This is a genomic window from Geomonas limicola (assembly GCF_014193675.1).
GTDB lineage: Bacteria > Desulfobacterota > Desulfuromonadia > Geobacterales > Geobacteraceae > Geomonas > Geomonas limicola.
This window is the reverse complement of record NZ_BLXZ01000001.1, coordinates 710,666-734,043: the sequence shown is the minus strand read 5'-3', so window position 1 is coordinate 734,043 and position 23,378 is coordinate 710,666. Positions and strand designations below refer to the sequence as shown.

Here is a 23,378-nt window from a genome sequence, read left to right as displayed (position 1 = left end):
TTTAGTCAGTGATACTACTTGATCAGCAGCAAACAGCGGTGTTCAGGTTTTAATTGTCAATTGTCCACTGTCATTTGTCAATTGATTTACAGCAGATGCTCGATCTTCTCTCTCTGCTCGATGAGGTAGAAATCGAGGGTTTGCTTGAGAGCGTCGTCGATGGTGGTCTTCGGCTCCCAACCCAGCTTATTCTTGGCGTTCTTCACGGACGGCACGCGGGTCAGCATGTCCTGGTACCCCTTGCCGTAGAAGCTGTCCGAAGTGGTCTCGACGATAGTGCAGTTCTCTGCCTTCTCTGCGTAGTCAGGGTACTGCTTCACCATGTCGCGCAGTTTGTAGGCGAGTTCCTTGACCGACAGGTCGTTGGTCGGATTGCCGATGTTGAAGATGTTGCCGTCGGCGCAGCCGTTTTCGTTCTGGATGATCTTCATCAGGCAGTCGATGCCGTCCTCGACGAAGGTGAAGGAGCGGCGCTGGTTACCGCCGTCCACCAAGAGGATCGGCTCGCCGGCCAGGATGTTGTAGAGGAACTGGGTAAGGACGCGCGAGCTCCCTTCCTTGGCGGTCGAGATGGAGTCGAGCTTGGGGCCGATCCAGTTGAAGGGGCGGAACAGGGTGTAGCGCAGTCCCTCGTGCTCGCCGTAGGCGTAGATGACGCGGTCCAGCATCTGCTTGGCGCAGGAGTAGATCCAGCGCTCCTTGTTGATCGGACCCAGCATGAGCGGCGAGTTCTCCTCGTCGAACTCGGCATCCGGGCTCATGCCGTAGACTTCCGAGGTGGACGGGAAGATGACCCGTTTCTTGTACTTCACGCACTGGCGGATGATCTTCAGGTTCTCCTCGAAGTCCAGTTCGAAGACGCGCAGCGGGTCTTTAACGTAGGTGACCGGGGTGGCGATGGCCACCAGCGGAAGCACCACGTCGCACTTCTTGATGTTGTACTCGATCCATTCCTTGTTGATGGTGATGTCACCCTCGAGGAAGTTGAAGCGGGGATGTCCCATGGAGTGCTCGAGCTTGTCGCAGCTCATGTCCAGGCCGTAGACTTCCCAGTCGGTGGTATCGAGGATCCTTCTGGTGAGCGCGTTGCCGATGAAGCCGTTGACGCCGAGGATAAGAACTTTCATGTGGTCTCCAATCTGAAACGTGATAGATATCTGCCGGTTGCCCTAAGGCCGGGGCAGGTGGCGTGCCCAAGGCAGGTCCTGCCGGAACACGGATGGTGCGATTATGGTGCGGCGCAGCTGATCAGTTCGCGCCGAAGCTGCTTCCGGTGAGATCGGTCTGCCCCGCGAAGGAGGTCGCGTCGAGCTCGTCGCTTTCCTCCTCCTGCAAACGCTCGATCTGCAACAGACCCGATCCAGTGCCGACCAGAAGCGGGGTGCTGCTCACGATCCTTCCCGGCTCGCCCTGTCCCTCGGTGGGGCGTGCGCTCCAGATCAGGATCTTCTTGCCGTTCAGGCTGGTGAAGGCGCCGGGGTAGGGGTGGGTCACCCCGCGGATCAGGTTGTAGATCTCCACCGCGCTCTTTTGCCAGTCGATCCTGCCATCGGCGGGCTTGCGGCCGCCGAAGTAGCTCCCCGCCGCCAGGTCCATCGGGATGCGCGGAGCGCGATCCTCGATGAGCGGCTGGTAGGAACGGCCCAGCACCTTTACCGCTGCCTCGGTCACCTTGTTGAAGACGTCAAACGCGGTGTCGGTGAACTCGATGGCCACCTTCTCCTGGTCCACGATGTCACCGGCGTCCGGTTTGGCCACCATGTAGTGCAGCGTGGCGCCCGTTTCACGCTCGCCGTTAATTACCGCCCAGTTCACCGGCACCCTGCCGCGGTACTTGGGAAGGTAGGAACCGTGCAGGTTCAGCGCGCCCAGCCGGGGGATCTCCAGCACTTCCTCGCGGATCATGTTCCGGTAGTAGAAGGAAAGCAGCAGGTCCGGGGCAAGTTCCTTGAGGAGCTCGATGTTCTCCTTCAGGTTGATGTCCGAGGTCATCACCGGAATCCCGTGGCGTTCCGCGAGTTCCCGAACCGATGCGAACCAGATCTCCTCGCTGGGGGAATCGTCGTGGGTGAACACCATGGCAACGTCGGCGTCCTGGCGCAGCAACTCTTCGAGGCAGCGGTAGCCGACGTTGTGATAGGCGCAGACGACGATGGTCTTTTTCTTTTCCACTGATTACCTCTTGAAGCCGTGCACCCGGCGCACCACGTAGCGCGGACGCTTGCGGACTTCCTGGTAGATCCTTCCCACGTACTCGCCCACCAGGCCGATGCCGAAGATGACGATCCCGACGAAGAAGAACAGGATCGCGAACAGGGTGAAGACCCCTTCCACCTCGGCGCCGATGATGAAGCGGCGGATCATCAGGAACAGGGCGAAACCGACCGAGGCGAGCGAGGTCAGGATCCCCATCAGCGCGAAGAGCTGCAGCGGCACCACGGAGAAGCCGGTCATCAGGTCGAAGTTGAGCCGGATCAGCCGGTACAGGGAGTACTTGCTCTCCCCCTCGCCGCGCTCGGCGTGCCCCACCTCGATCTCGGTCGGGTTCGCCGCGAAGGTCTGCGCCAGGGCCGGGATGAAGGTGGTGGTCTCCTGGCAGTGGTTGATGTTGTCGATGACGTCGCGATGGTAGGCGCGCAGCATGCAGCCGTAGTCGCTCATCTTCATGCCGGTCATCTTGTTGGTGGTGATGTTGACGATCCGCGAGGCGGTTTTGCGGAAGAAGGTATCCTGCCGCTTGAGCCGGATGGTCCCCACCACGTCGTGCCCCTTCTCGATCTCGGCCGCCAGGCGCGGGATCTCCTCGGGCGGGTTCTGCAGGTCGGCATCCAGGGTGATCACGATCTCGCCGCTGCTCTTCTCGAAGGCGGCCAGGATCGCCATGTGCTGCCCGAAGTTGCCGTTGAACTCGATGAGCTTCAGCTCGGGGACCTCCGGCAGCATCCCCTTCAGGATAGCGAGGGTGCGGTCGCGGGAACCGTCGTCGGTGAAGATGATCTCAAACGGCTTGCCCATGCCGCGCATGACCGGAAGCAGGCGCTCCATGAGCGGCTTCAGGTTTCCCTCCTCGTTATAGGCGGGGACGACGATAGAAATGTACGGTTTTTCCATAACTGATTCCAGATTCTCCGAGCAGTAGAATTCGGCGCTGGCTCTGGCTCAGCGTCTGTTGCGGGCGATCACGGTCTTCACCGCGGCGACCACGTCCTTGGCGTCTTCCAGCGTCATGAGCGGGAAGAGCGGCAGGGACAGGATGCGCTCCGAGGCGTAGTCGGCGTTGGGAAGCTCGCCCGGCTGGATCTTCAGAAGATCGCGGTAGTAGGGGTGATGGTGGATCGCCTTGAAGTGCAGTCCGGTGCCGATGTTCTCCGCCTTCAGCTGCGCCATGAAGGCGTCACGGTCGATGGTCAAATCCTCGATCTTGACGAGCGGGGTGTACAGGTGCCAGGCGTGGCGGTGCTCGTAGGGGACCTCTTTGGGTGTCACGATCTCGGGGACCTCGGCGAAGGCCTCGTTGTAGAGGTTCGCGATGACGGTGCGCATTTCGATGAAGCGGTCCAGCTTGTCCAACTGGTGCAGCCCGAGTGCTGCCTGCAGGTCCATCATGTTGTACTTGAAGCCCGGCATCATGATGTCGTAGTTGGGGGTGCCGCTCGCCTCGTAGCGCTTCCAGGCCTCGCGGTTCATCCCGTGGAACTTCATGAGCGAGATTTCCTCGGCCAGGCGCTCGTCGCGGGTGGCGACCATGCCCCCTTCGCCGGTGGTGATGTTCTTGATCGGGTGGAACGAGAAGACCGAGATGCTGTCCAGCGAGCCGATCCGGGCACCCTTGTACTCGGTGCCGATGGCGTGGGCGGCGTCTTCGATGACGGTCAGGTTGAACTCGCGGGCCAGGGCGAAGATCTCGTCCAGGTCGCAGGGCTGGCCGGCGAAGTGTACCGGGATGAGCGCGCGGGTGCGCGGGGTGATCTTGGCGCGCATCGCCTTCACGTCGACGTTGAGCGTCCCCGGCTCGATGTCGGCGAGGATCGGGGTGCCGCCCCCCTGGACGATCATGCTCACCGTGGCGGCGAAGGTCATCGGGGTGGTGATCACCTCGTCACCCGGCTGCAGGTTCAGCGCCAGGAGGGCCAGGTGCAGGCCGGCGGTTGCCGAGGCGAGCGGTACCGCGTAGGGAGCGCCGACGTAGGCCTTGAAGGCCTCCTCGAAGCGCTTCACCTTGGGGCCGGTGGTGATCCAGCCGCTTTTGAGAGAATCGACGACTTCGTTGATCTCTTCGTCGCCGATGGTCGGTATGGAAAACGGGAGAAATTTCTCGCGCATGGGGATCCTCCGGTTCACTGGAATTTCAACCTGCCAATATTGCACGAACCGTCTGGGCGGTCAAATAATTTCGGGCAACGTGCGGTAATGAATACGGCATAGGGAATGGGCCCTACTTTTTTTGTGGAGCCTGCCCAGTTTCCACCGGCCGGTTGCTCACCAAAAGCCGTCTCCCCACTTGGGTCACGAGCGTTATCGGTGTCTTCACGGCAGCTTGCAGCTTGGGGAGGTCGCGCTGCTTGATGACGGTAAAGAGCGGCGTGCCGGAATCCCAGAGCTTGTGGAAGGCGTCGTAGTCCAGGAACCACTCTGCGTGTCCCCCCTGGTCCCGCCCGAAGCTCAGCTCGTCGGGATCTCCCACCACGATGACCCGGCGGTGGGTGTAGAAGGCGATCCCCTGTTCATAGCCGCTGTAGCAGGCGATGCGTACCTCCGGGCCGGCCTTCTGGTTGATGACCTGCGAGAACTCCTTGTTGGCAACCTCGGGGATCATCCGAGCGTAGATCACCGGCGGGGCGATGAGGCAGAAGAAGTAGGCAGATATGGCCATGGTGGCCAGGAAACGGACCGGCTCACCCCTGAAACCGGAGAGGAGTGCGGCCACCCCCTGGCACAGGAAGAGCCCGCCCACCAGCACCCCTTCGGGAACTCCGATTTCCGGTTTGGGGAAGGTAAGCGGGTAGGCGATGGCAGCGCCGCCCAGGGCAAGCAGCAGGATCCCGATGCCGACGGCATGCCAGCGCATGCTCCGGGTCGAACTGCCGCGCTCCAGCCAGGAACCGATGAGGAGCGCCAGCGGAGGAAAGACCGGCAGGATGTACGGGATCAGCTTGGAGCTCGACTTGGAGAAAAAGGCGAAGATCACCACCGCCCAGAGCACCAGGAAGAGGGTGGCCCCGGTGCTGCGGCGCTCGGTCCATCCCCTCTTCAGCGCTGCCGGGATGAGCGGTGCCCAGGGGAGCATGGTTGCCAGGAGCACCGGGAAAAAGAACCAGACCGGCTGGTAGCGGTGGTGCACCTTGGTCAGGAAGCGCTGGAAATGCTCGTGGATGAAGAAGAACTGCGCGAACTCCGGGTTTCTCAGCGACACCAGCACGAACCAGGGGGCGCAGACCGCGAAAAAGAGCAGGGCGCCGCTGAAAAGGCGCATCTCCTTGAGCAGGCGCCACCTGTTGGCCAATAGCAGGTACAGGAAGATGACGGCACCGGGGAGCACGATGCCGATGAGCCCCTTGGCCAGGACTGCGAGCCCCATACTTATATAGAAGAGGTAGTACCAAAGCCCCTTCTGGCGCTCCTCCTCACGCTGGGCCAGGGCGAAGCAGCCGAAGGCGCAGGTCAAGAGGAAGCTCAGAATCATGTCGGTGAAGTTGATGCGGGACTGCACCATGAAACCGGCAGAACTCCCCAGGATGACGGCGGCGTAGAGCCCGACCCGGCGCCCCATGAGCCGGCGCCCCAGGTAGTAGGTGACCAGCACGGTCAAAAGGCCGCACAGGGTGCCGGCGAAACGCGCCGCGAACTCGTTTTCCCCGAAGAGGGTGAGCGAAAGTGCGTTCAGCCAGTAGAGCAGGGGCGGCTTCTCGAAGTATTTCACGCCGTTTAACAGGGGGGTCACGAAATCGTGGCGCAAGAGCATCTCGCGCGGGATCTCGATGTAGCGCCCCTCGTCCGGGTCGATGAGCGGAAGGTTCCCCAGCCCTTGGAAAAACAGGGTGCCGAAGACGATGGCCAGCAGTCCCAGGTCGCGCAGCAAGGTTTCTGTTTCCTGGCGCAGGTAGCGCATCAGTCCGTTGAAGGGTGAAATCATGAGGGCACCTCGGCTTTTTTCTCGCGCCTGATCAGGTCGAACCGGCAGGCTTCCGGGATCCCGGGGACGACGACACGCTGGTTGGCGTGGGCCACCTGGAGCGGTTCCCCCGCCTCGTTGTGCATCGCGGTCAGGGTGAAGGTCGTGAAGCTGGCGCCCTGGCCGATCAGCTCCAGCTGTTCGCCGACTTCGAGCCGGTTCCTTACCCCGAGGAGCGTCCCCTTATCGGTCTGCTCCTCGACCATGGCCACGAAGTGGTAAGTCCGCACGTAGTCCGACCAGTACTCGTGGTCCACGTCGCGCGGCTTGCCGAGCAGGAACCCGGTTGTGTAGCCGCGGTGGCTCACCTTGTTCAGCTCGGCGAGCCACTCGCGCTTGAGTTCGTAGCGCTCCGGGTCGGCGCAGTAGCTGTCCAGGGCGGCGCGGTAGATCCGGATCACGCTGGCCGCGTAGTAGATTCCCTTCATGCGCCCCTCGATCTTCAGCGAATCGACCCCGCTTAGCACCATTTCGGGGAGCTGCTCGATGAGGCAGAGGTCCTTCGAGTTGAAGATGTAGCTGCCGCTTTCATCCTCCTGGATCGGGAAATACTCGCCGGGGCGGGTCTCCTCGACGATGGCGTAGTTCCAGCGGCAGGGCTGGGTGCACTCCCCCTTGTTGGCGTCGCGGCCGGTCATGGCGCTGGAGAGCAGGCAGCGCCCCGAGTAGGAGATGCACATGGCGCCGTGCACGAAGGTCTCGAGCTCCATCGCTGAGCGCGCGCGGGTCTCGCGGATCTCCTCGAGCGGCATCTCGCGGGCCAGGTTGACCCGGCGGATCCCCTGCTTTTCCCAGAAACGGACGCTGCGCCAGTTGGTGGTGTTGGCCTGGGTGGAGAGGTGGATGTCGCGCTCCGGGGAGATCTCCTGGATCAGGTCGATGACCCCGGGGTCCGCGGCGATGTAGGCGTCGAGCGGGATCGGGGCGATCTCTCTCAAGTAATCGCCCAACTGGTCGATGCCGTCATTGCCGGGATAGGCGTTGAGGGTGAGGTAGACCTTGACGCCGTGCCGGTGCGCGTAGGCGACCGCCTCGTCAAGTTCCTCGGTGGTGAAGTTGTCGGCGAGGTTGCGCAGTCCGAAGGCCTTGCCGCCCAGGTAGACGGCGTCGGCGCCGTAGCGGATGGCGACCTTGAGTTTCTCCATGTTCCCGGCCGGTGCCAGGAGTTCGGGTTTTTTCACGAAGGGGACGACCTTTCAATAGTTCAAATAGCGCCGGAAACGGAGGGGGTGTGCCCTGCAAACCGGAGCCGGATGGTAGCACAGATGGCCTTTATAATGAACCCCCAAAAGGGCGCTTTCTCCTTGACATTGCCATCCAAAAAGCTTTAATTATGTTAAATTTTTGCCCGGGGGAGGCGCTCAAGGCCCGTTTTTACTGAGGTTTTGCCGGTATTGATGGCTCGATTTCGACCTGTTGACGTACCGCTCAACCACCACTTCATGAGCCGATCGTGCAAACCGGGGTAACCGCTCGGACTGAAAACTGCGTCTATTGAATGACCTCGTCCACCGCGACGAGGGGAGAGGCCGGGGCGCCTAAGCCCCACGAGGAGCGTATGAAAAAGCCTGTCTGTTTAGCACTGCTCTTTTTCTGTCTGACGGGTACCCTGGCGCTGGCACAGACCACTAAGGAAGAACCGACCATCTACACGGTGGTTCCGGGTGACACCATGTGGGGGCTCTCCAAGCGGTTTCTGAACGATCCCTACTACTGGCCCAACCTCTGGGCGGCCAACCCGACGGTCGGCAACCCGCATTTCATCTACCCGGGGCAGCGCATCAAGGTCTACAGCGACCGAATCGAGATCGAGGAGGCGCCCAGGCCGAACCAGCCTCAGGTGTCCCCGCCCATCACTGCGAAGGCACCGGCACCGGCAGCCGCTGAGGAGCCGCCCGCACCGCGCGAGTTCAAGATCACCGGTGCCGAAGGTTTCCTGATGGAGCGCCAGATCGTCCCGGCCGGGGTGATCGTCTCGACCCACCAGAACCGCGCCATCGTCGGCACCGACGATATCGTCTATGCGGACATCGGCCGGATAAACGGCGCCAACGTAGGGGACCGCTTCACCGTCTACCAGAAGATGGGGCCGGTGAGCCACCCGGTCACCCACGAGATCCTGGGCGAGCGCGTGCTCCCCTTGGGTGAGCTGCAGCTTTCCGAGGTTGACCCGAAGGTCTCCAAGGCGATCATAACCAAGTCGTTCCAGGAGATAAGTGCGGGCGCCTTCCTGCTCCCCTACCAGGAGCGCCGGGTGAACGTCCCGCTCAGGGCTGCGGACCGCGACCTGGTCGGCTACATCGTGGAGAGCCAGACCGGCAACCAGGCCCTCTCGGTAGGCGACGCCGTCTACCTCGACCTGGGGACCGCCCACGGCCTCAAGGCCGGGAACCTGCTCTACATCGTGCGCGACGTGAAACCGGACCAGCGCTACACCCTGGCCAAGATCGAGCAGCTCCCCGTGGAGGTGATCGGGGCCCTGGTGGTGGTACGGACCGGTTCCAATACCTCGACCGCGCTCATCGTCAAGTGTGTCGATACCGTCTACCGCGGCGACCGCGTGGAACTCAAAAAGGCCAGGTAGCCGCCTTGGGGGGGAACCCCATTGGAACACTACTACTGGTTCGCCCTGAAGTCGGTCCCCCAGGTGGGCAACGTCACCTTCCTGCGCCTTTTGGCGCACTTCGGGAGCCCGGAGCGCGCCCTTAAGGCGACGGCCGAGGAGCTCGCCCAGGTGAAGGGGCTCGGCCCCGCGGCGCGGGAGTCGCTGGGTTTCTTCGACTGGCGCCCGGCCGCGGAGCGTGAATGCGAGCGGCTTATCGCCTGCGGGGCGAGCGTGGTGGACATCCTCTCGGAGCGCTACCCGAAGCCCCTCATGGAGATCCCGGACCCGCCTCCCTTTCTCTTCGTGAGAGGGGACCTGAAGGGAAACGAACCGGCGGTGGCCCTGGTCGGCTCGCGGCGCGCCTCGCAGTACGGACTCTGCACCGCCACCAGGCTCGCCAGGGACCTGGCCCGCTGCCAGGTCACCGTCGTTTCGGGGATGGCGCGCGGCATCGACACCGCGGCGCACTGGGGAGCGGTAAAAGGGGGCGGGCGCAGCATCGCGGTCCTTGGCTGTGGCATCGATGTGGTCTATCCCCCCGAGAACCAGGCGCTCTGCGAGGCGGTGGCGGCAAGCGGTGCGCTGGTCTCCGAGTTCCCGCTGGGGACCGAGCCGCTCGCCGAGAACTTCCCGCGGCGCAACCGGATCATCAGCGCCATCTCGCGCGGCGTGGTGGTGGTCGAGGCGGGCGAGAAGAGCGGATCGCTCATCACCGCCCGCTACGCGCTGGAGCAGGGGCGCGAGGTGTTCGCGGTCCCCGGCAACGTCACCTTGACCGGCAGTCGCGGCGCGAACGGCCTCATCAAGGAAGGGGCCAAGCTGGTGGAACGGGTGGAGGACATCCTGGAGGAGCTGCGGCTCCCCTGTCCGGACGCCGAGCCGGATGCGCCGCCCCAGTTCTCGCTCACCCCGCAGGAGGCCGAACTCTACGTGCTCCTGTGCCGGGGGGCGCTGCAGATCGACGAGATCATCGTCCAGAGCGCGCTCTCCCCCGGCGAGGTTTCCGCCACCCTTTTGAGCCTCGAGCTGAAAGGGGCCGTCGTGCAGCTCCCCGGCAAACACTTCAGCGTCGTCTGAAAAAAAGCTTTTTTGCCTTTTCCCCGAATGGTCATTACACTAGGGGCTTGATCCAGATCAATCCGATAACCCAGGTGGTCACATGTCTCAGCATCTCGTAATCGTAGAGTCTCCCGCCAAGGCGAAGACCATAGAAAAATTTCTCGGGCCCGACTACAAGGTGTTGGCTTCCTTCGGCCACGTGCGTGCGCTCCCCAGCAAGCAGGGGTCGGTCGACATCGACCACGAGTTCGAGCCGAAGTACGCGGTGCTGCCGGAAAGCAAGAAGCACATCGACGCCATCAAGAAGGAACTCAAGGGGATCAACTCGCTTTTGCTGGCGACAGACCCCGACCGCGAGGGGGAGGCGATCTCCTGGCACCTTCTGGCCGCCCTTGGTCTCGATAACGGCAAGAAGCCGCCCTTCGACATCAAGCGCGTGGTGTTCCACGAAATCACCAAGGACGCCATCGTCAACGCGGTGCAGAACCCGCGCAACATCGCGCTCGACCTGGTGCATGCCCAGCAGGCCCGCTCCATCCTGGACTACCTGGTCGGCTTCACCCTCTCCCCGTTTCTCTGGAAGAAGATCCGCTACGGGCTCTCCGCCGGCCGCGTGCAGTCGGTGGCGCTGCGGCTCATCTGCGAGCGCGAGAAGGAGATCCAGGCCTTCAAGGAGCGCGAGTACTGGTCCATCTCGGCGAAGCTTGAGACCGGCAAGAAAAAGGACTTCAGCGCCTCGCTCTTCGAGGCAGAGGGGAAGAAGCTCGGCAAGTTCGATATCCCGGACCAGGACGTGGCCTTCCGGCTCTTCGGCCAGTTGGGCGGGCGGAAATTCCAGCCGCTGAACGCACGCGGCGAGGGGGAGGCGGCTGACGGCGAGGGGACAAACCGCGGTAGCGCCGGCGAGCCCCGCATGGTTCAGAACCCGGTCAATCCGGTGTACCGGGTCGAGAAGATCACCAAGAGCGAGCGCAAACGCCAGCCCTCACCGCCGTTCACCACCTCGACCCTGCAGCAGGAGGCGGCCCGCAAGCTCGGCTTCTCCGCCAAGAAGACCATGTCCACCGCGCAGAAGCTCTACGAGGGCATCGACATCGGGGAAGGGGCCGTCGGTCTCATCACCTACATGCGTACCGACTCGGTGGCGCTTTCCCAGGTGGCGCTCGACGACGCCCGCACCCTGATCACCTCGCTCTACGGCAAGGACTACGCGCTCGCCAAGCCGCGCGTCTTCAAGAACAAGTCGAAAAACGCCCAGGAGGCGCACGAAGCGGTGCGTCCGACCTACATCGCGAAGACCCCGATCGAGCTGAAGAAATACCTTACCTCGGACCAGTTCAAGCTCTACGACCTGGTCTGGAAGCGCACCGTGGCCTGCCAGATGGCCGAGGCGCTGTTGGATCAGACCTCGGTGGAGATCTCGGCAGGCGAGGGGTTCCGTTTCCGGACCGCCGGCACCGTGATCCGCTTCGCCGGTTTCATGAAGCTCTACATCGAGGGGGTCGACGACGAGGTCGAAGAGAAGGAGGGGATGCTTCCCCCCTTGACCGAGGGCGAGGTACTGGATCTGAAAGAGCTCCTTCCCGAGCGCCACTTCACCCAGCCGCCGCCGCGCTACACCGAGGCGAGCCTGGTGAAGACCCTGGAGGAGTACGGGATCGGCCGTCCGTCTACCTACGCCTCCATCATGAACACGCTCACCGAGAGGAAGTACGCCCGGCTGGACAAGAAGCGCTTCTTCCCCGAGGACGTCGGGATGGTGGTCTCCGACCTCTTGACCAACCACTTCACCCAGTACGTCGACTACAACTTCACGGCGAACCTCGAGGAAGAGCTGGACATGGTCTCGCGCGGCGAAAAGCAGTGGCGGCCGCTTCTGCACCAGTTCTGGGGCCCCTTCATCGATCTCTTGAAGCACAAGGAGTCCGAGCTCAACAAGTCGGATCTCACCACCGAGGCAACCGACGAGGTCTGTCCCGAGTGCGGCAAGCCCCTGGTCGTGAAGCTTGGCAAGTTCGGCAAGTTCTTCGCCTGCTCCGGGTATCCCGAGTGCCGCTACATCAGGGCCCTCGACAAGGAGACCGGCGAGGTCGTCGAGCCGGTCTTGTCCGAGGAGGTCTGCGACAAGTGCGGCAGCCAGATGCTCATCAAGGACGGGCGTTTCGGCAAGTACCTGGCCTGCTCGGCGTACCCCAACTGCAAGAACATCCAGCCTTTGGTGAAGCCCAAAGGAACCGGGATCACCTGCGTCGAGTGCGGCAAGGGTGAGTTGATCGAGAAGAAATCCCGTTTCGGCAAGCTCTTCTATTCGTGCAACCGTTATCCCGAGTGCAAGTTCGCCCTGTGGGATCTCCCGGTGCAAAAGCCCTGTCCCAAGTGCGGCTTCCCGGTGCTGGTGAAGAAGGTGTACAAGCGCAAGGGCGAATTCCTCAAGTGCCCCAAGGAAGGGTGCGACTGGAGTTCCGAATAGCGCGAGGCCGTTGAGGCATGGAGAGAGAGGCATGCAGTACCGTCGGCGGGGTCCCTGGACCCCGTTTGACGTTTTGGAGGGTGTCGTACCCGTTGGGCCTCGAGTAGTGCAGTAGGAATACCGAAGTGCGGAAGGTTTTTGACTGTTCACCACAGAGCTCTCCTCTTAAGGGGGAAAGGCATGGGATGGATGGGGGGCCTTACATGCTCGGGCAGACCAACAAAAAAATCTTGGGGAGCCAGCTGCAGCGTGCCTTGCGGAAAAGGATGACGGATGCGGAGCGTGCTCTGTGGAAGATACTGCGACACCATCAGATGGCCGGCTTCAAATTCAGGCGGCAGCACCCCTTTGAGAACTACATACTCGATTTCGTCTCGTTGACAGCAAAACTGGTAATCGAGTTGGATGGCGGGCAACATCAACTGCAGCAGGGGCTTGATCGGGAACGTACTGGTTTTCTCGTGCGTGCTGGTTTTACGGTTCTGAGGTTTTGGGATCACGAAGTCTTGTCGCCGCAGCATGCAGAGGCTGTCCGGGAGAGGATTTGGCAGGTGTTACAGGAACAAGAGCCCCATCCCCACCCCGACCCTCCCCTTGAAGGGGAGGGGGAGCTTGAGGAGAGTTGAGTTAGAAAAAGGCTATGAGCTAGATTGATAGCAAGGTAACTAGAATTTAAAGCTACAGCTGCATACCTCGAGAATCTTGAGGCCTGCGTCCACTCCCCTTGAAGGGCAGGGGGCTTGAGCAGAGTTAAAAAGGAAAGAGAACTAGATAAAGCATAGGTAACCAGGAGTTAACGCTTGTAGCTGCATGTTTGGAGAATCTCGAACCTTGCGTCCCCTCCCCCTTGGAGAGGCTTGAACAGCAAGAGAACTGTAAACAACAAAGGCAGCTAGGATTGATTTAAGCTACAACTAGTTGCATACCTCGAAGATCTCGAACCTTGCGTCTCCTCCCCTTCAAGGGGAGGGACAGGGTGGGGATGGGGTTCCACACTAAGGAGAAACGTTTGACGCAAACAGTAACGATAATAGGTGGTGGCCTGGCAGGGTGCGAGGCCGCGTGGCAGGTGGCCAGCCGCGGTGTGCCGGTCAGGCTTTACGAAATGAAACCGGTGCGGTTCAGCCCGGCGCACGAGCTTCCCGGGCTGGGCGAACTGGTCTGCTCCAATTCGCTGCGCGGCGATTCGCTGGAGAACGCGGTGGGGCTCTTGAAGGAGGAACTACGCCGCCTGGGCTCGCTCTTCATGGAAGCGGCCGAGGCGACCAAGGTGCCGGCCGGCGGCGCGCTCGCCGTGGACCGCGAACTCTTCTCGGCCTACCTCACCGAAAAGATCGAGGGACACCCGCTCATCGAAGTGGTGCGTGAAGAGATCACCGAGATTCCCGCCGAGGGGATCGTGGTAATTGCCTCCGGACCGCTTACCTCGAGCGCGCTGGCAGAGGAGATCGGCCGACTCGCTGGCAACTACCTCTACTTTTACGACGCCATCGCTCCCATCGTCACCGCCGAGTCGATCGACTACGAAAAGGCCTTCCGCGCTTCGCGCTACGGCAAGGGGGACGGCGACGACTACCTGAACTGCCCGATGGACCAGGAGCAGTACCAGAACTTCGTGACCGAGTTGTTGAACGCCGAGAAGGTGGAGCCCAAGAGCTTTGAAAAGGTGGTGCACTTCGAAGGGTGTATGCCTATCGAGGAGATGGCGAGCCGTGGCCCGGAGACCCTGCGCTTTGGCCCCATGAAGCCCGTGGGGCTCGTGGATCCGCGGGTGGGTGTCGAGCCGCACGCGGTTATCCAGTTGCGCCAGGAAAACCGCGAGGCCAGCATGTACAACCTGGTCGGCTTCCAGACCAAGCTCACCTGGCCCGAGCAGAAGCGCATCTTCCGGATGATCCCCGGGCTCGAGAATGCCGAGTTCGTGCGCCTTGGGTCCATGCACCGCAACACCTTCATCAACGCCCCGACGCTTTTGGAACCGACCTGCCGCCTGAAGAGCGACCCGCGCCTGTTCTTCGCCGGCCAGATCACCGGCGTCGAGGGGTACGTCGAGTCTGCCTCGAGCGGCTTCGTAGCCGGCGTCAACGCAGCCCGCCAAGCCTTGGGCGAGCCGCTTACCGTGCCGCCGGCCGAGACCGCCATCGGAGCCCTGGCGGTGCACATCACCAACGCCGAGGCGGCTCACTTCCAGCCGATGAACGTGAACTACGGCCTCTTCCCTGCGCTTCCTGGTCGGGTCAAGAAGAAGGAAAAACGAGGCCTTTTGGCCCAGCGGGGCCTGGAAGCGCTGGAAACGTGGAAACAGCCTTAAAACTCAACCTTAACCTGTTTCTCCTCGGAGGTGTGCTATGCCGGGTAACAAGGAGCACCAGGAGATCTGCGTAGTGGGGCGCCTCTTTTCATTGGAGGCGCTCGTTGTTATCATGGGGGTGGTATCGCTGGTTTACGGCGTGGTGACCGCCCAGGCAGTAAGCATCATCATTGGAGTGGCGGTACTGGGTGCGATCCTGGTCCTGACACGCTGGTGTCGCCGCAACCAGGCCAAATAGCAGTCAAGGAGTTTGTGCATGAACAGTAAACCGATCGTGCTCGCCTCGGCGTCGCCCCGGCGCAGCGAGCTTCTGGAATCCGCAGGTATCCGCTTCGTGGTCGCCCCCGCCGACATCGACGAGACCCCGCTTCCCGATGAGGAACCGGTGGATCACGTCCTGCGCCTGGCGGAAGGGAAGGCCCGCGCCGCCGCCTCCCGCACCGAGGGGCGTTTCTTCGTGGGTGCCGACACCATCGTCCTGTGCGACGGCGAAATCATGGGGAAACCCAAGGACGCCGCCGATGCCGACCGGATGCTCAAGAAGCTCTCCGGAGTCCCCCACGAAGTCGTGACCGGCTTTTCGGTGTACGACCGTGAGCGTGACGCCGCGCTGAGCCAGGCGGTACGCACCAAGGTGTTTTTCAAGAGCTTGCTGCAGGAGGAGATCGACGCCTACATCGCCACCGGCTGCCCGTTCGACAAGGCCGGTGCCTACGCCATCCAGGGGGGCGCCGCGCACATGGTGCAGAAGATCGACGGCTCCTACAGTAACGTGGTCGGCCTCCCCCTGTGCGAGGTGGTGGAAACCCTGCGCACCCTGGGCGCGCTCGAGTAGGAACCTGGTGAGGAGGGGACTGTGTCGATAGCAGAGAACTTTGCGGAGATCCGCACGCGCATCGCCGAGGCCGCTCGTCACGCCGGCCGTAATCCCGAGTCGGTCCGCCTGGTGGCGGTCAGCAAGACCAAGCCGGCCTCCGACATCGCCGAAGCCCGGTCGTGCGGCCAGCTCATCTTCGGCGAGAACTACGTCCAGGAACTGGTCCCCAAGGTGAAGGAACTTCCCGCGGAGATCTCCTGGCACTTCATCGGCAGCCTGCAGAGCAACAAGGTGCGTCAGATCGCCGGCATGGTGGACCTCATCCACTCGGTGGACCGCATCTCGCTCGCCCGCGAGATCGACCGACAGTGGGGCGAAATCGGCAAGGTCTGCGACATCCTGGTCCAGGTGAACATCGCGCAGGAGGCGACCAAGAGCGGCACGAGCTGCGAGGAACTGATCGACCTGGTGCGGGTGATTGCTCAACTTCCCAACCTGCGCATCAAGGGGCTCATGACCATGCCGCCGTTCTTCGACGATCCGGAGGCGGCGCGCCCCTTCTTCAGGCGACTGAAGGAGCTTTCCGGAGAAATAGAGGCTGCCGGCATCCCAGGCGTCGAGATGCGGGAGCTCTCCATGGGGATGTCCGGGGATTTCGAGGCCGCGATTGCCGAGGGTGCTACCCTGGTACGGGTCGGCTCGGCGCTCTTCGGATCGCGCGGGTGAGGTGAGGCGGGGACTAGGGACTGTCAGAGGCAGGGGCTAGGGGCTGGGGACTGGGGACTGGGGACTGGGGACTAATGGGCCCTTGGTCTTGGTCAGGGACTGAAAATGCAGAATGACAAGAAACCGATATCGCCACTCAGGCGCCCCTTTGTTGCGGCGGGGGCATTGGTGGGGGTGGCGCTGAGCATCTGGTACCTGGTGCTCAACGTGAAGAGGACGACGCTGGTGCCGGATCCCATCTGGACCCGGTTCGTCAACGTCGCCCTCATCATGTTCGTCTCCATCTACCTGGCGAACCTGCTGCGGCGCCTGGTCGAGGCCCTGCTCAAAAGGAAGACTCAGCGCTGATTGCGCTCGGTTACCTTCACCGGCACCAGGGACAGGTACCGGTGGATCCTGAACCAGAGCAGGCATTCCAGTGCCGCGAAGACCAGGCAGCACCCGGCGTAGATCCCCACCGCAACCGTGACCTTGTGCGAGATTTCCAGGGCCGGTTGCGCCTGGAGGATCCAGAGCAGGAGCATCGCCGCCGCTCCGCAGCTAAAGTGGCGCAGCAGCCAGGTGTTGCGCTCGTGCTGCAACTCGTGCAGGGTCGCCAGGTCATGGTGCTGCCAGCTCTCCTCCACCTTCAGGTAGGCCCAGACGATGCGCGGTACCATGGTCAGCACCAGCATCAGGATGATGGTCAACATGAAATTCTCAAACAGGTTTGCCATGTCCCCCCTCCTCATGAAAGAATCGGTCGCAAAAAGTCCTCAGCATAAAAGGCACCGAAACTCTCCCCTGTAAGATTATTTCCCATAAATTCTTTTTTTACAGTAATTACCGTTGTTTATCTGATCAGGGCGTGCAGCATGATTGCTGTCGGAGTATTCCTGGGGGCAGCTACTGTACAACAGTTGCACAGCCCGCTGTCTGCAGGTCGCACCGGGTTGCTCGGGCTTGCCGCTCTTCTCCGGCTGCCCCCTTGCCGCCTTCCTGAAAGCCTGTGCAAAAATTAAGTTGTAAGCCTCAGGCGGTTCATGCTAACGCTCAATGTTTGTGACTTAGCCCGGTAGGAGACCCGTTCATGATTCATCTGTCCAACATCACCAAGCAGTACGGCTCGCAGGTCCTGTTCCGCGACGCCAGCTTCCAGATCCTTCCCGGCACCCGCACCGGGCTGGTCGGCCCCAACGGCGCGGGCAAAACCTCGCTGTTCCGCATCATCACCGGCGAAGAAGAGGTCGACGCCGGCGACATCACCCTGGCGAAGAAGACCAGTATCGGCTACTTCTCCCAGACGGTGGGGGAGATGAAGGGACGTTCGGCACTCGAGGAAGTGATGGCGGTGTCGGCGGAGACGGTGCGCCTGGCTGGCGAACTGAAGAGGATGGAGGAGCAGATGGGCGAGCCGATGTCGGACGACGACATGGCCGCACTTTTGGAGCGCTACGGCGTTGCCATGGAGGAGTTCGAGCACCGCGGCGGCTACGACCTCGACTCGCGCGCCCAGGAGGTGCTGACCGGCCTGGGAATCGGACCGGACCGCTTCCACAACCCGGTGGAATCCTTCTCGGGCGGCTGGCGCATGAGGATCGCGCTGGCCGGCATCCTGACCCTGTGCCCCGACGTCCTCCTCCTGGACGAGCCTACCAACCACCTGGACGTCGAGTCGATCATCTGGCTCGAGGAGTGGATCGCCAGCGAGTTCAAGGGGGCGCTCCTCATGACCAGCCACGACCGCGACTTCATGAACCGCGTGGTCGGGCGCATCATAGAGGTTGCCAACAAAACCATCACCACCTACGGCGGCAACTACGACTTCTACGAGAAGGAGCGCGAGATCCGCCGCGACCAGCTCCTGGCCAGCTACAAGCGCCAGCAGGAGATGCTTGCCAAGGAGGAGGATTTCATCGCCCGTTTCGCCGCTCGCGCCTCGCACGCGGCCCAGGTGCAGTCACGGGTGAAGAAGATCGACAAGATCGAGCGGATCGAGATCCCGCCCGAGGAGAAGGTGGTCCGCTTCGTCTTCAACGAGCCGCCCCGCAGCGGCGACGACGTGGTGGCGATGGAGAACCTGGCCAAGAGCTGGCCGAACCCGGACGGCAGCGTGCACCCGATCTTTTCCGGGGTGACCGGCGTCATCAAGCGCCTGAGCAAGATCGCCGTGGTCGGGGTGAACGGGGCCGGCAAGTCCACCTTCCTGAAGGTGCTGGCCGGACAGACCGAGCCGACGGCGGGGAGCGTGAACCTCGGGGCTAACGTGGAGCTCGGCTACTTCAGTCAGCACGCCATGGAGCTTCTCGACCCGAAAAAGACCGTTTTCGAGACCCTGCAGGACGTCATGCCGACCGCCACCATCGGGGTGATCCGCAACCTCCTGGGATCCTTCCTGTTCCAGGGAGACGACGTCGACAAGCGGATCGAGATGCTTTCCGGCGGCGAAAAGAGCCGCGTGGTCCTGGCCACCCTCCTGGCGCGCCCGGTCAACTTCCTGGTCCTCGACGAGCCGACCAACCACCTGGACATCCGCAGCCGCGAGATCCTTCTGGACGCCTTGGCCAACTTCACGGGAACCGTCATCCTGGTGAGCCACGACCGTCACTTCCTGCGCCTGCTGGTCGATCGGGTCATCGAGGTGGACCACGGTGAGATGCGGCTCTACGAGGGGAACTACGACTACTACCTCTCCAAGACACATCACACGGTGCACTGATTCTTCATCAATCCTTCACGAACATTTTATAAATCCAGGTTTGCCTTGAACACCGCTCCGTGCTATAAGGCTTGGGTTACGAATTTCACAGTTTTCATGGAAAAGGAGAGCGAATCATGTCGAACAACAAGCAGGAGATGACCTTTAAATACGTCTTCACCTACGACTACAGTCCGACCTATGTCAACGGTGCCCACGGCGGCATCTCGCCGCGCGGCGAACTGGTGATGAACTTCTACCTCGAGCGTCAGCCGCTCCCCAATTCCATCTCGCACCAGATCACCCCGACCGGCACCATCGGTCCCGAGACCGAGGTCGAGCCTGAGGATCTGGGCCGCAGCCTGGTGCGTCACGTCACCACCGGTGTCGTGCTCAACTACCAGACCGCCCGCGAGCTGCACTACTGGCTGGGCGAGCAGCTCAAGCAGATGGAAGCGATCCAGCAGGCTCGTGAGGAGATGGCGGCGGAGCAGGGCAAGTCACAGGCCACCCACTAGGAATCCCGGGCAGTACAGACATGGGGGGCGGGGTTTTCGGCTCATTCGGGACATCCCGAGTACCGCAAGCCGCCGCCCCTTTATTTTGGTAAACCGCGACCTCATTCTCAGGCACAACCCGCTTCACCTCAGAAACCGCACCACCTAACGCACAAGAGGAACAGGTTTTATGGCAGCTAGCTTTATCGTCGGCTCCGAGTCGGTCCGGATGCTGGAACTCGGTCACCCCTGGATCATCGCCGACGCCTACACCAAAAAGTGGCCCGCGGGGCAGGCGGGCGACCTGATCGAGCTGACTGACACCTCCGGGCGCTTTGTCGCAATGGCGCTTCTCGATCCCGGCGAGCGGATCGTCGCGCGGGTCCTGGCACGCCAGCGCATGGTCCTGGACCGCGGCTGGATCAAGAAAAGGCTTGAGGCCGCCATCGCCCTGCGCCTCAACCACGCACAGCTCGAGGAAACCACCGCCTACCGCCTGGTGAACGCCGAAGGGGACGGGCTTCCCGGCCTCACCGTGGACCGCTATGGCGACTACCTCATGGTGCAGCTTTATTGTGGTGCCTGGCGCAGGCACCTGAAGCTCGTCACCCAAACACTCCAGGAACTGCTCGAACCGGCGGGTATCTACGAGAAGGCCCGGCCCCAGAAAACGCGCGAGCTGGAGGCCGAGAGCGACTCCAAAAAGTACGGGCGGCTCCTGGTGGGGAGCGCCGCTCCCGAGCCGCTCACGGTAAAGGAAAACGGCCTGAGCTTCCAGGTGAGCCTGGAGCGCGGTCTCAACACCGGGCTCTTCCTCGATCAGCGCAACAACCGCCGCGACCTGATGGCCCGGGTTGCCGGCAAACGGGTCCTGAACCTCTTCTGTTACACCGGTGCCTTCTCGGTTGCCGCTGCCTCAGCTGGAGCGAGCCAGGTGACCAGCGTCGACTTTTCGCCGAGCTACCTGGAGATCGCGCGCAACAACTTCGCCCTGAACCATCTGAACCCCAAGCGCCACGAGTTCCTGCAGGGGGATTGCCTCGCCATCCTCGAGGAGCTCGGTCGTAACAAGCGGGTCTTCGACGTCATCGTCATGGATCCCCCCTCCTTTTCCACCACCTCGAAAAGCCGCTTCACCACCCGCGGTGGCACCTCGGATCTGGTCGCGGCCGCACTGAAACTGCTCAAGGACGGTGGACTTCTGATCACCTGCTCTAACCACCAGAAGGTCGATCTGGCGGACTACCTTAAGGAGCTGCGGCGCGGTGCCCTCCAGACCGGTTTCTCGCTGCAGGTGGTCCAGCTCTTCGGACAGCCCGAGGATTTCCCCTATCCGGTGACCTTCCCGGAAGGGCGCTACTTGAAGTATGCTATCTCGGTGAAAGGGACACTGTAGGGGGAGACGATGGTGAGGAGGCCGGATACGTCGCGCGAGGTGGCCTGCCAGCAGATACTGGAGCCGGATGCCTCGGTGTACTCGGTGCAGTGGTTGGTGCTGCCGGACCCGCTGCTGCGTCCGGTGACCCCCCGTTTCCTCTTTGAACGCTACCTGCGCCTGGTGCGCGACTGGACCTTCTCGCTGATCCGCCCCATGCAGAACGAGGAGGGCGTCCAGTTCCGGCTTCTGGGGAGTTCGCTGGCGCTTTTGAGTTTCCAGCCGCCCGAGTACCCGAAGGGGGAAGGGGAGGGGGAGGTGCACCTGCGCGTCAACGGCGGGATCCTGGTGCAGCCCAAGGAATGCGATCGCGGTCTTTTTTCGCTGTTCGCCGAACGCGAGCCGGGCGGGGTGCGGGTTACCGTGCAGCTTTCCGACTACTGTCCGCTTTTGTTGGGGAGCGCGCGCCCCTCGCTGCTGCGCCGGTTGCTCTACCGGCTCACCCAGGCCTACCTGCACAAAATCGTCACGGTGCGCTACCTGGAGGAACTCTACGGGGAGGTGACCGGAGAAAAGGTGCGCCTCAAGGTGCAGAAAGTGCGCGTGCGGCAGGGGAAGGAGACCTGACGTACCTCCCCCGCCCTTGACGGGAGGGGGCCGGGGGGTGGGTAAAGCTGCCATCTCTTGTGACGTGGCACCTTCCACCCTCGCTCTGTCCCGCAAGGGGAGAGGGGATAGTCACAGAGAGTCAAAATAAAAAGGAGACGCCGGCGGTGCCGTGCGTCTCCTTTTTTATCGTTCCTGCATTTCCCTTATTCGGTGGGCTCTTTCGAGCTGTTCAGCTTTTCGTAGAGCTCGATCTGCTCGGCCGTGGAAAGCTTGCGCGGGCACTTGGCCCCGCTGCGGCACTTCCTGCAGCGGTCGTCCGAGCACCACTGGCAGAAGGTGCAGTCAGGGCAGGGGTACTTCTTGTTCTCGTGCAACTCGCTCGCCATACTCAGAAAATCTCCACCTGCCGCTGATCCCGTGCGGCCTGCTGCCGGCTCTCCTGCCGTGACGTCGGGGTCGCTTCAGCCCTTCTCGTCCCCAAGCTTCACCTCAGCCTGCCTCTTTAGTACACCACGTTGCGCTTCGGCGCGGTCCCTTCCAGGATGCGGGCGAAGTTTTTCCCCTGGTCGGAATTGATGAGCAGGTAACGCGGCAGCTTCATCACGTTGTCGCGCGGCGAGGCATGGTGCGCCTCGATGGTGAAGGTCGCCTTGTAGCCGAGCTCGCCGGCCCGCTTCAGGAGGTAGTCGTCGTAGATCCCGAACGGCCAGGCCAAGAGATCCACGGTGCCGCCCACTTCCTTCTCCAGGCGCTCCTTGGATTTCTTCAGCTGGGTGGTAACCGATTTCTCGTACTCCGTCGGGGTCATCTTCTTCTTGTCTTTCTTGAAGTTGGGGTGCCAGAAGGTGTGCGACTGGATGTCGAAACCGTTTTTCTTAAGGGTACGCAGCTGCTCGTAGGTCATGGCGTACTTCGCGTTGGAGATTGCGGAGGGGTACACGAACACGGTCACCGGCACGTTGTACTTCTTTGCCAGCGGGAGCATGTCGCTGTAGACCGACTTGTGGGCGTCGTCCTCGACGATCACCACCGATTTCGGTGCGGGGGCCGGCCCCTTCTTCAGGTAGTAGTCCACCAGGGTACGCAGCGGGATCACCTTGTAGCCGTTGTCCCTGAGGTACTTCAGGTGCTCCTCGAAAACGGAGGTCTTGATGGTCATTCCGTCGGCGACGGTCGGGCCGAAACGGTGGTACAGCAGTATCGGAACGCTCACTTCCTGGCTTGCAGCAGGAGCGCCGGCTTTGGCGGGGGTGGGTGCTGCCTGGGCGCAGGTGAGCGCCAGCAGGAACGCGCACAGTACAAAGATCAGGGTTCGGCTTTTAAGCATTGATTGAAAACCTCCGGACTTTCCGTTAATTAGCCTCGCCGGGCGAAGCAATTTCCTACCATAACAGAAATGGAAAAAATGTGAAACGCAAGAATCGCCCTTGCCAAGTAAAGGAAGTTCCCTAAGCCGGGCCGACGAGCGCCACTCGTCCCTGTCCGGAAAACTGGTACAATGGCTGACAGCCTCGGAACCCAACTTTCGTCAAGGAGAGATGCCATGTCCAGCTACCTGATCACCTGCAGGTCCTGCGGCAGCGCGAACCGGGTCCCCGCCGAGAAACAGGGGATCGCCGGGCACTGCGGTAATTGCCGCGCCGCGCTGCCGCCGCTTTACTTCGAGCCACAGCAGATCACCGATGCCAACTACGATGCCTTTCTCGCCGACTACCCCGGTCCCATCATCGCGGAGTTCTGGGCCCCCTGGTGACCGCACTGCACCTCATTCGCACCGGCGGTGCGAAAAGCTGCCGAACTGCTGGTGGGGCAGGCTGCGGTTCTGCAAATAAATACCGACACGAGTCCCAACCTCGCCTCCCGCTTCGGGGTGCGCGGCATCCCGGTGCTGCACCTGCTCAAGAACGGCACGACCCAGGCGCAGCTTGCCGGTTCCCGTTCCGCGGAATCGGTGGTCAGTTGGTTCCACGACATGGTGGGTGAAGACTGAGCTCCGGCCGGCCGATCCTTTTCCGGGTCGGCCGGTTTTTCGAAGCCAAAATCTTGGATTTCACCTCTTT

General features: G+C 62.0%; 23 protein-coding genes. 14 read left to right on the top strand and 9 right to left on the bottom strand.

The window, feature by feature from the left end:
- Window positions 1-86: 86 nt before the first annotated feature.
- The 6 genes from H7688_RS03045 to H7688_RS03020 all read right to left on the bottom strand — a co-directional run bounded on the left by H7688_RS03045 (window position 87) and on the right by H7688_RS03020 (window position 7,353).
- Window positions 87-1,127, bottom strand: coding sequence for a bifunctional UDP-4-keto-pentose/UDP-xylose synthase (locus tag H7688_RS03045; RefSeq protein ID WP_183359543.1), 1,041 nt, complete (start codon window positions 1,125-1,127; stop codon window positions 87-89).
- A 121-nt stretch (window positions 1,128-1,248) separates the two neighbouring features.
- Window positions 1,249-2,172, bottom strand: coding sequence for a formyltransferase (locus tag H7688_RS03040; RefSeq protein WP_183359542.1), 924 nt, complete (start codon window positions 2,170-2,172; stop codon window positions 1,249-1,251).
- A 3-nt stretch (window positions 2,173-2,175) separates the two neighbouring features.
- The gene (locus tag H7688_RS03035; RefSeq protein WP_183359541.1) at window positions 2,176-3,111 is read right to left on the bottom strand and encodes a glycosyltransferase; all 936 of its coding nucleotides are present in this window, start codon (window positions 3,109-3,111) and stop codon (window positions 2,176-2,178) included.
- A 48-nt stretch (window positions 3,112-3,159) separates the two neighbouring features.
- On the bottom strand, window positions 3,160-4,323 hold the full coding sequence (locus H7688_RS03030; RefSeq protein ID WP_183359540.1) for a DegT/DnrJ/EryC1/StrS family aminotransferase: 1,164 nt from the start codon (window positions 4,321-4,323) through the stop codon (window positions 3,160-3,162).
- Window positions 4,324-4,435: 112 nt separating this feature from the next.
- Window positions 4,436-6,133, bottom strand: coding sequence for an ArnT family glycosyltransferase (locus H7688_RS03025; RefSeq protein WP_246329690.1), 1,698 nt, complete (start codon window positions 6,131-6,133; stop codon window positions 4,436-4,438).
- Window positions 6,130-7,353 (bottom strand): peptidase U32 family protein, encoded by a 1,224-nt coding sequence (locus H7688_RS03020; protein ID WP_183359539.1) that lies wholly within the window; start codon window positions 7,351-7,353, stop codon window positions 6,130-6,132. The genes H7688_RS03025 and H7688_RS03020 overlap by 4 nt, the downstream gene beginning before the upstream one ends.
- A gap of 377 nt (window positions 7,354-7,730) precedes the next feature.
- Here H7688_RS03020 and H7688_RS03015 point away from each other — a divergent pair, with 377 nt between their 5' ends.
- From H7688_RS03015 to H7688_RS02975, 9 genes are all read left to right on the top strand, one after another.
- Window positions 7,731-8,756, top strand: coding sequence for a LysM peptidoglycan-binding domain-containing protein (locus H7688_RS03015; RefSeq protein ID WP_183359538.1), 1,026 nt, complete (start codon window positions 7,731-7,733; stop codon window positions 8,754-8,756).
- Between the two features lie 21 nt (window positions 8,757-8,777).
- Window positions 8,778-9,854: a DNA-processing protein DprA gene (gene dprA, locus H7688_RS03010; RefSeq protein ID WP_183359537.1), complete on the top strand. Its 1,077-nt coding sequence runs from the start codon at window positions 8,778-8,780 to the stop codon at window positions 9,852-9,854.
- Window positions 9,855-9,936: 82 nt separating this feature from the next.
- Entirely contained in the window at window positions 9,937-12,306 is a 2,370-nt protein-coding gene (gene topA / locus H7688_RS03005) for a type I DNA topoisomerase (protein ID WP_183359536.1), read from the top strand.
- A 203-nt stretch (window positions 12,307-12,509) separates the two neighbouring features.
- Window positions 12,510-12,932 (top strand): endonuclease domain-containing protein, encoded by a 423-nt coding sequence (locus tag H7688_RS03000; RefSeq protein ID WP_183359535.1) that lies wholly within the window; start codon window positions 12,510-12,512, stop codon window positions 12,930-12,932.
- Window positions 12,933-13,315: 383 nt separating this feature from the next.
- Window positions 13,316-14,617: a methylenetetrahydrofolate--tRNA-(uracil(54)-C(5))-methyltransferase (FADH(2)-oxidizing) TrmFO gene (gene trmFO, locus H7688_RS02995; protein WP_183359534.1), complete on the top strand. Its 1,302-nt coding sequence runs from the start codon at window positions 13,316-13,318 to the stop codon at window positions 14,615-14,617.
- Window positions 14,618-14,654: 37 nt separating this feature from the next.
- The gene (locus H7688_RS02990) at window positions 14,655-14,855 is read left to right on the top strand and encodes a hypothetical protein (protein WP_183359533.1); all 201 of its coding nucleotides are present in this window, start codon (window positions 14,655-14,657) and stop codon (window positions 14,853-14,855) included.
- An 18-nt stretch (window positions 14,856-14,873) separates the two neighbouring features.
- Complete coding sequence (locus H7688_RS02985) at window positions 14,874-15,452, top strand: Maf family nucleotide pyrophosphatase (protein WP_183359532.1); 579 nt, start codon at window positions 14,874-14,876, stop codon at window positions 15,450-15,452.
- Between the two features lie 21 nt (window positions 15,453-15,473).
- Window positions 15,474-16,160 (top strand): YggS family pyridoxal phosphate-dependent enzyme, encoded by a 687-nt coding sequence (locus tag H7688_RS02980; protein WP_183359531.1) that lies wholly within the window; start codon window positions 15,474-15,476, stop codon window positions 16,158-16,160.
- 105 nt (window positions 16,161-16,265) lie between these two features.
- Window positions 16,266-16,508 (top strand): hypothetical protein, encoded by a 243-nt coding sequence (locus tag H7688_RS02975; RefSeq protein ID WP_183359530.1) that lies wholly within the window; start codon window positions 16,266-16,268, stop codon window positions 16,506-16,508.
- Here H7688_RS02975 and H7688_RS02970 read toward each other — a convergent pair.
- Window positions 16,499-16,876 carry a hypothetical protein gene (locus H7688_RS02970; protein ID WP_183359529.1) on the bottom strand — a complete coding sequence of 126 codons (378 nt, stop codon included), beginning with the start codon at window positions 16,874-16,876 and terminating at the stop codon, window positions 16,499-16,501. The genes H7688_RS02975 and H7688_RS02970 overlap by 10 nt on opposite strands.
- Before the next feature lie 353 nt (window positions 16,877-17,229).
- Here H7688_RS02970 and H7688_RS02965 point away from each other — a divergent pair, with 353 nt between their 5' ends.
- The 4 genes from H7688_RS02965 to H7688_RS02950 all read left to right on the top strand — a co-directional run bounded on the left by H7688_RS02965 (window position 17,230) and on the right by H7688_RS02950 (window position 21,336).
- Window positions 17,230-18,858: an ABC-F family ATP-binding cassette domain-containing protein gene (locus H7688_RS02965; protein WP_183359528.1), complete on the top strand. Its 1,629-nt coding sequence runs from the start codon at window positions 17,230-17,232 to the stop codon at window positions 18,856-18,858.
- A 116-nt stretch (window positions 18,859-18,974) separates the two neighbouring features.
- Complete coding sequence (locus tag H7688_RS02960; RefSeq protein WP_183359527.1) at window positions 18,975-19,355, top strand: hypothetical protein; 381 nt, start codon at window positions 18,975-18,977, stop codon at window positions 19,353-19,355.
- Between the two features lie 169 nt (window positions 19,356-19,524).
- Window positions 19,525-20,730: a class I SAM-dependent rRNA methyltransferase gene (locus H7688_RS02955; protein ID WP_183359526.1), complete on the top strand. Its 1,206-nt coding sequence runs from the start codon at window positions 19,525-19,527 to the stop codon at window positions 20,728-20,730.
- Between the two features lie 9 nt (window positions 20,731-20,739).
- Window positions 20,740-21,336 (top strand): hypothetical protein, encoded by a 597-nt coding sequence (locus H7688_RS02950; protein WP_183359525.1) that lies wholly within the window; start codon window positions 20,740-20,742, stop codon window positions 21,334-21,336.
- Window positions 21,337-21,521: 185 nt separating this feature from the next.
- On the opposite strand, the gene H7688_RS02945 is transcribed toward H7688_RS02950, so the two are convergent.
- Window positions 21,522-21,704 carry a hypothetical protein gene (locus H7688_RS02945; protein WP_183359524.1) on the bottom strand — a complete coding sequence of 61 codons (183 nt, stop codon included), beginning with the start codon at window positions 21,702-21,704 and terminating at the stop codon, window positions 21,522-21,524.
- A 116-nt stretch (window positions 21,705-21,820) separates the two neighbouring features.
- Window positions 21,821-22,645 (bottom strand): polysaccharide deacetylase family protein, encoded by an 825-nt coding sequence (locus H7688_RS02940; RefSeq protein ID WP_183359523.1) that lies wholly within the window; start codon window positions 22,643-22,645, stop codon window positions 21,821-21,823.
- A 216-nt stretch (window positions 22,646-22,861) separates the two neighbouring features.
- Between H7688_RS02940 and H7688_RS02935 the strand changes: the two genes are divergently transcribed.
- Window positions 22,862-23,308, top strand: coding sequence for a thioredoxin family protein (locus H7688_RS02935; RefSeq protein ID WP_183359522.1), 447 nt, complete (start codon window positions 22,862-22,864; stop codon window positions 23,306-23,308).
- Window positions 23,309-23,378: the final 70 nt, after the last annotated feature.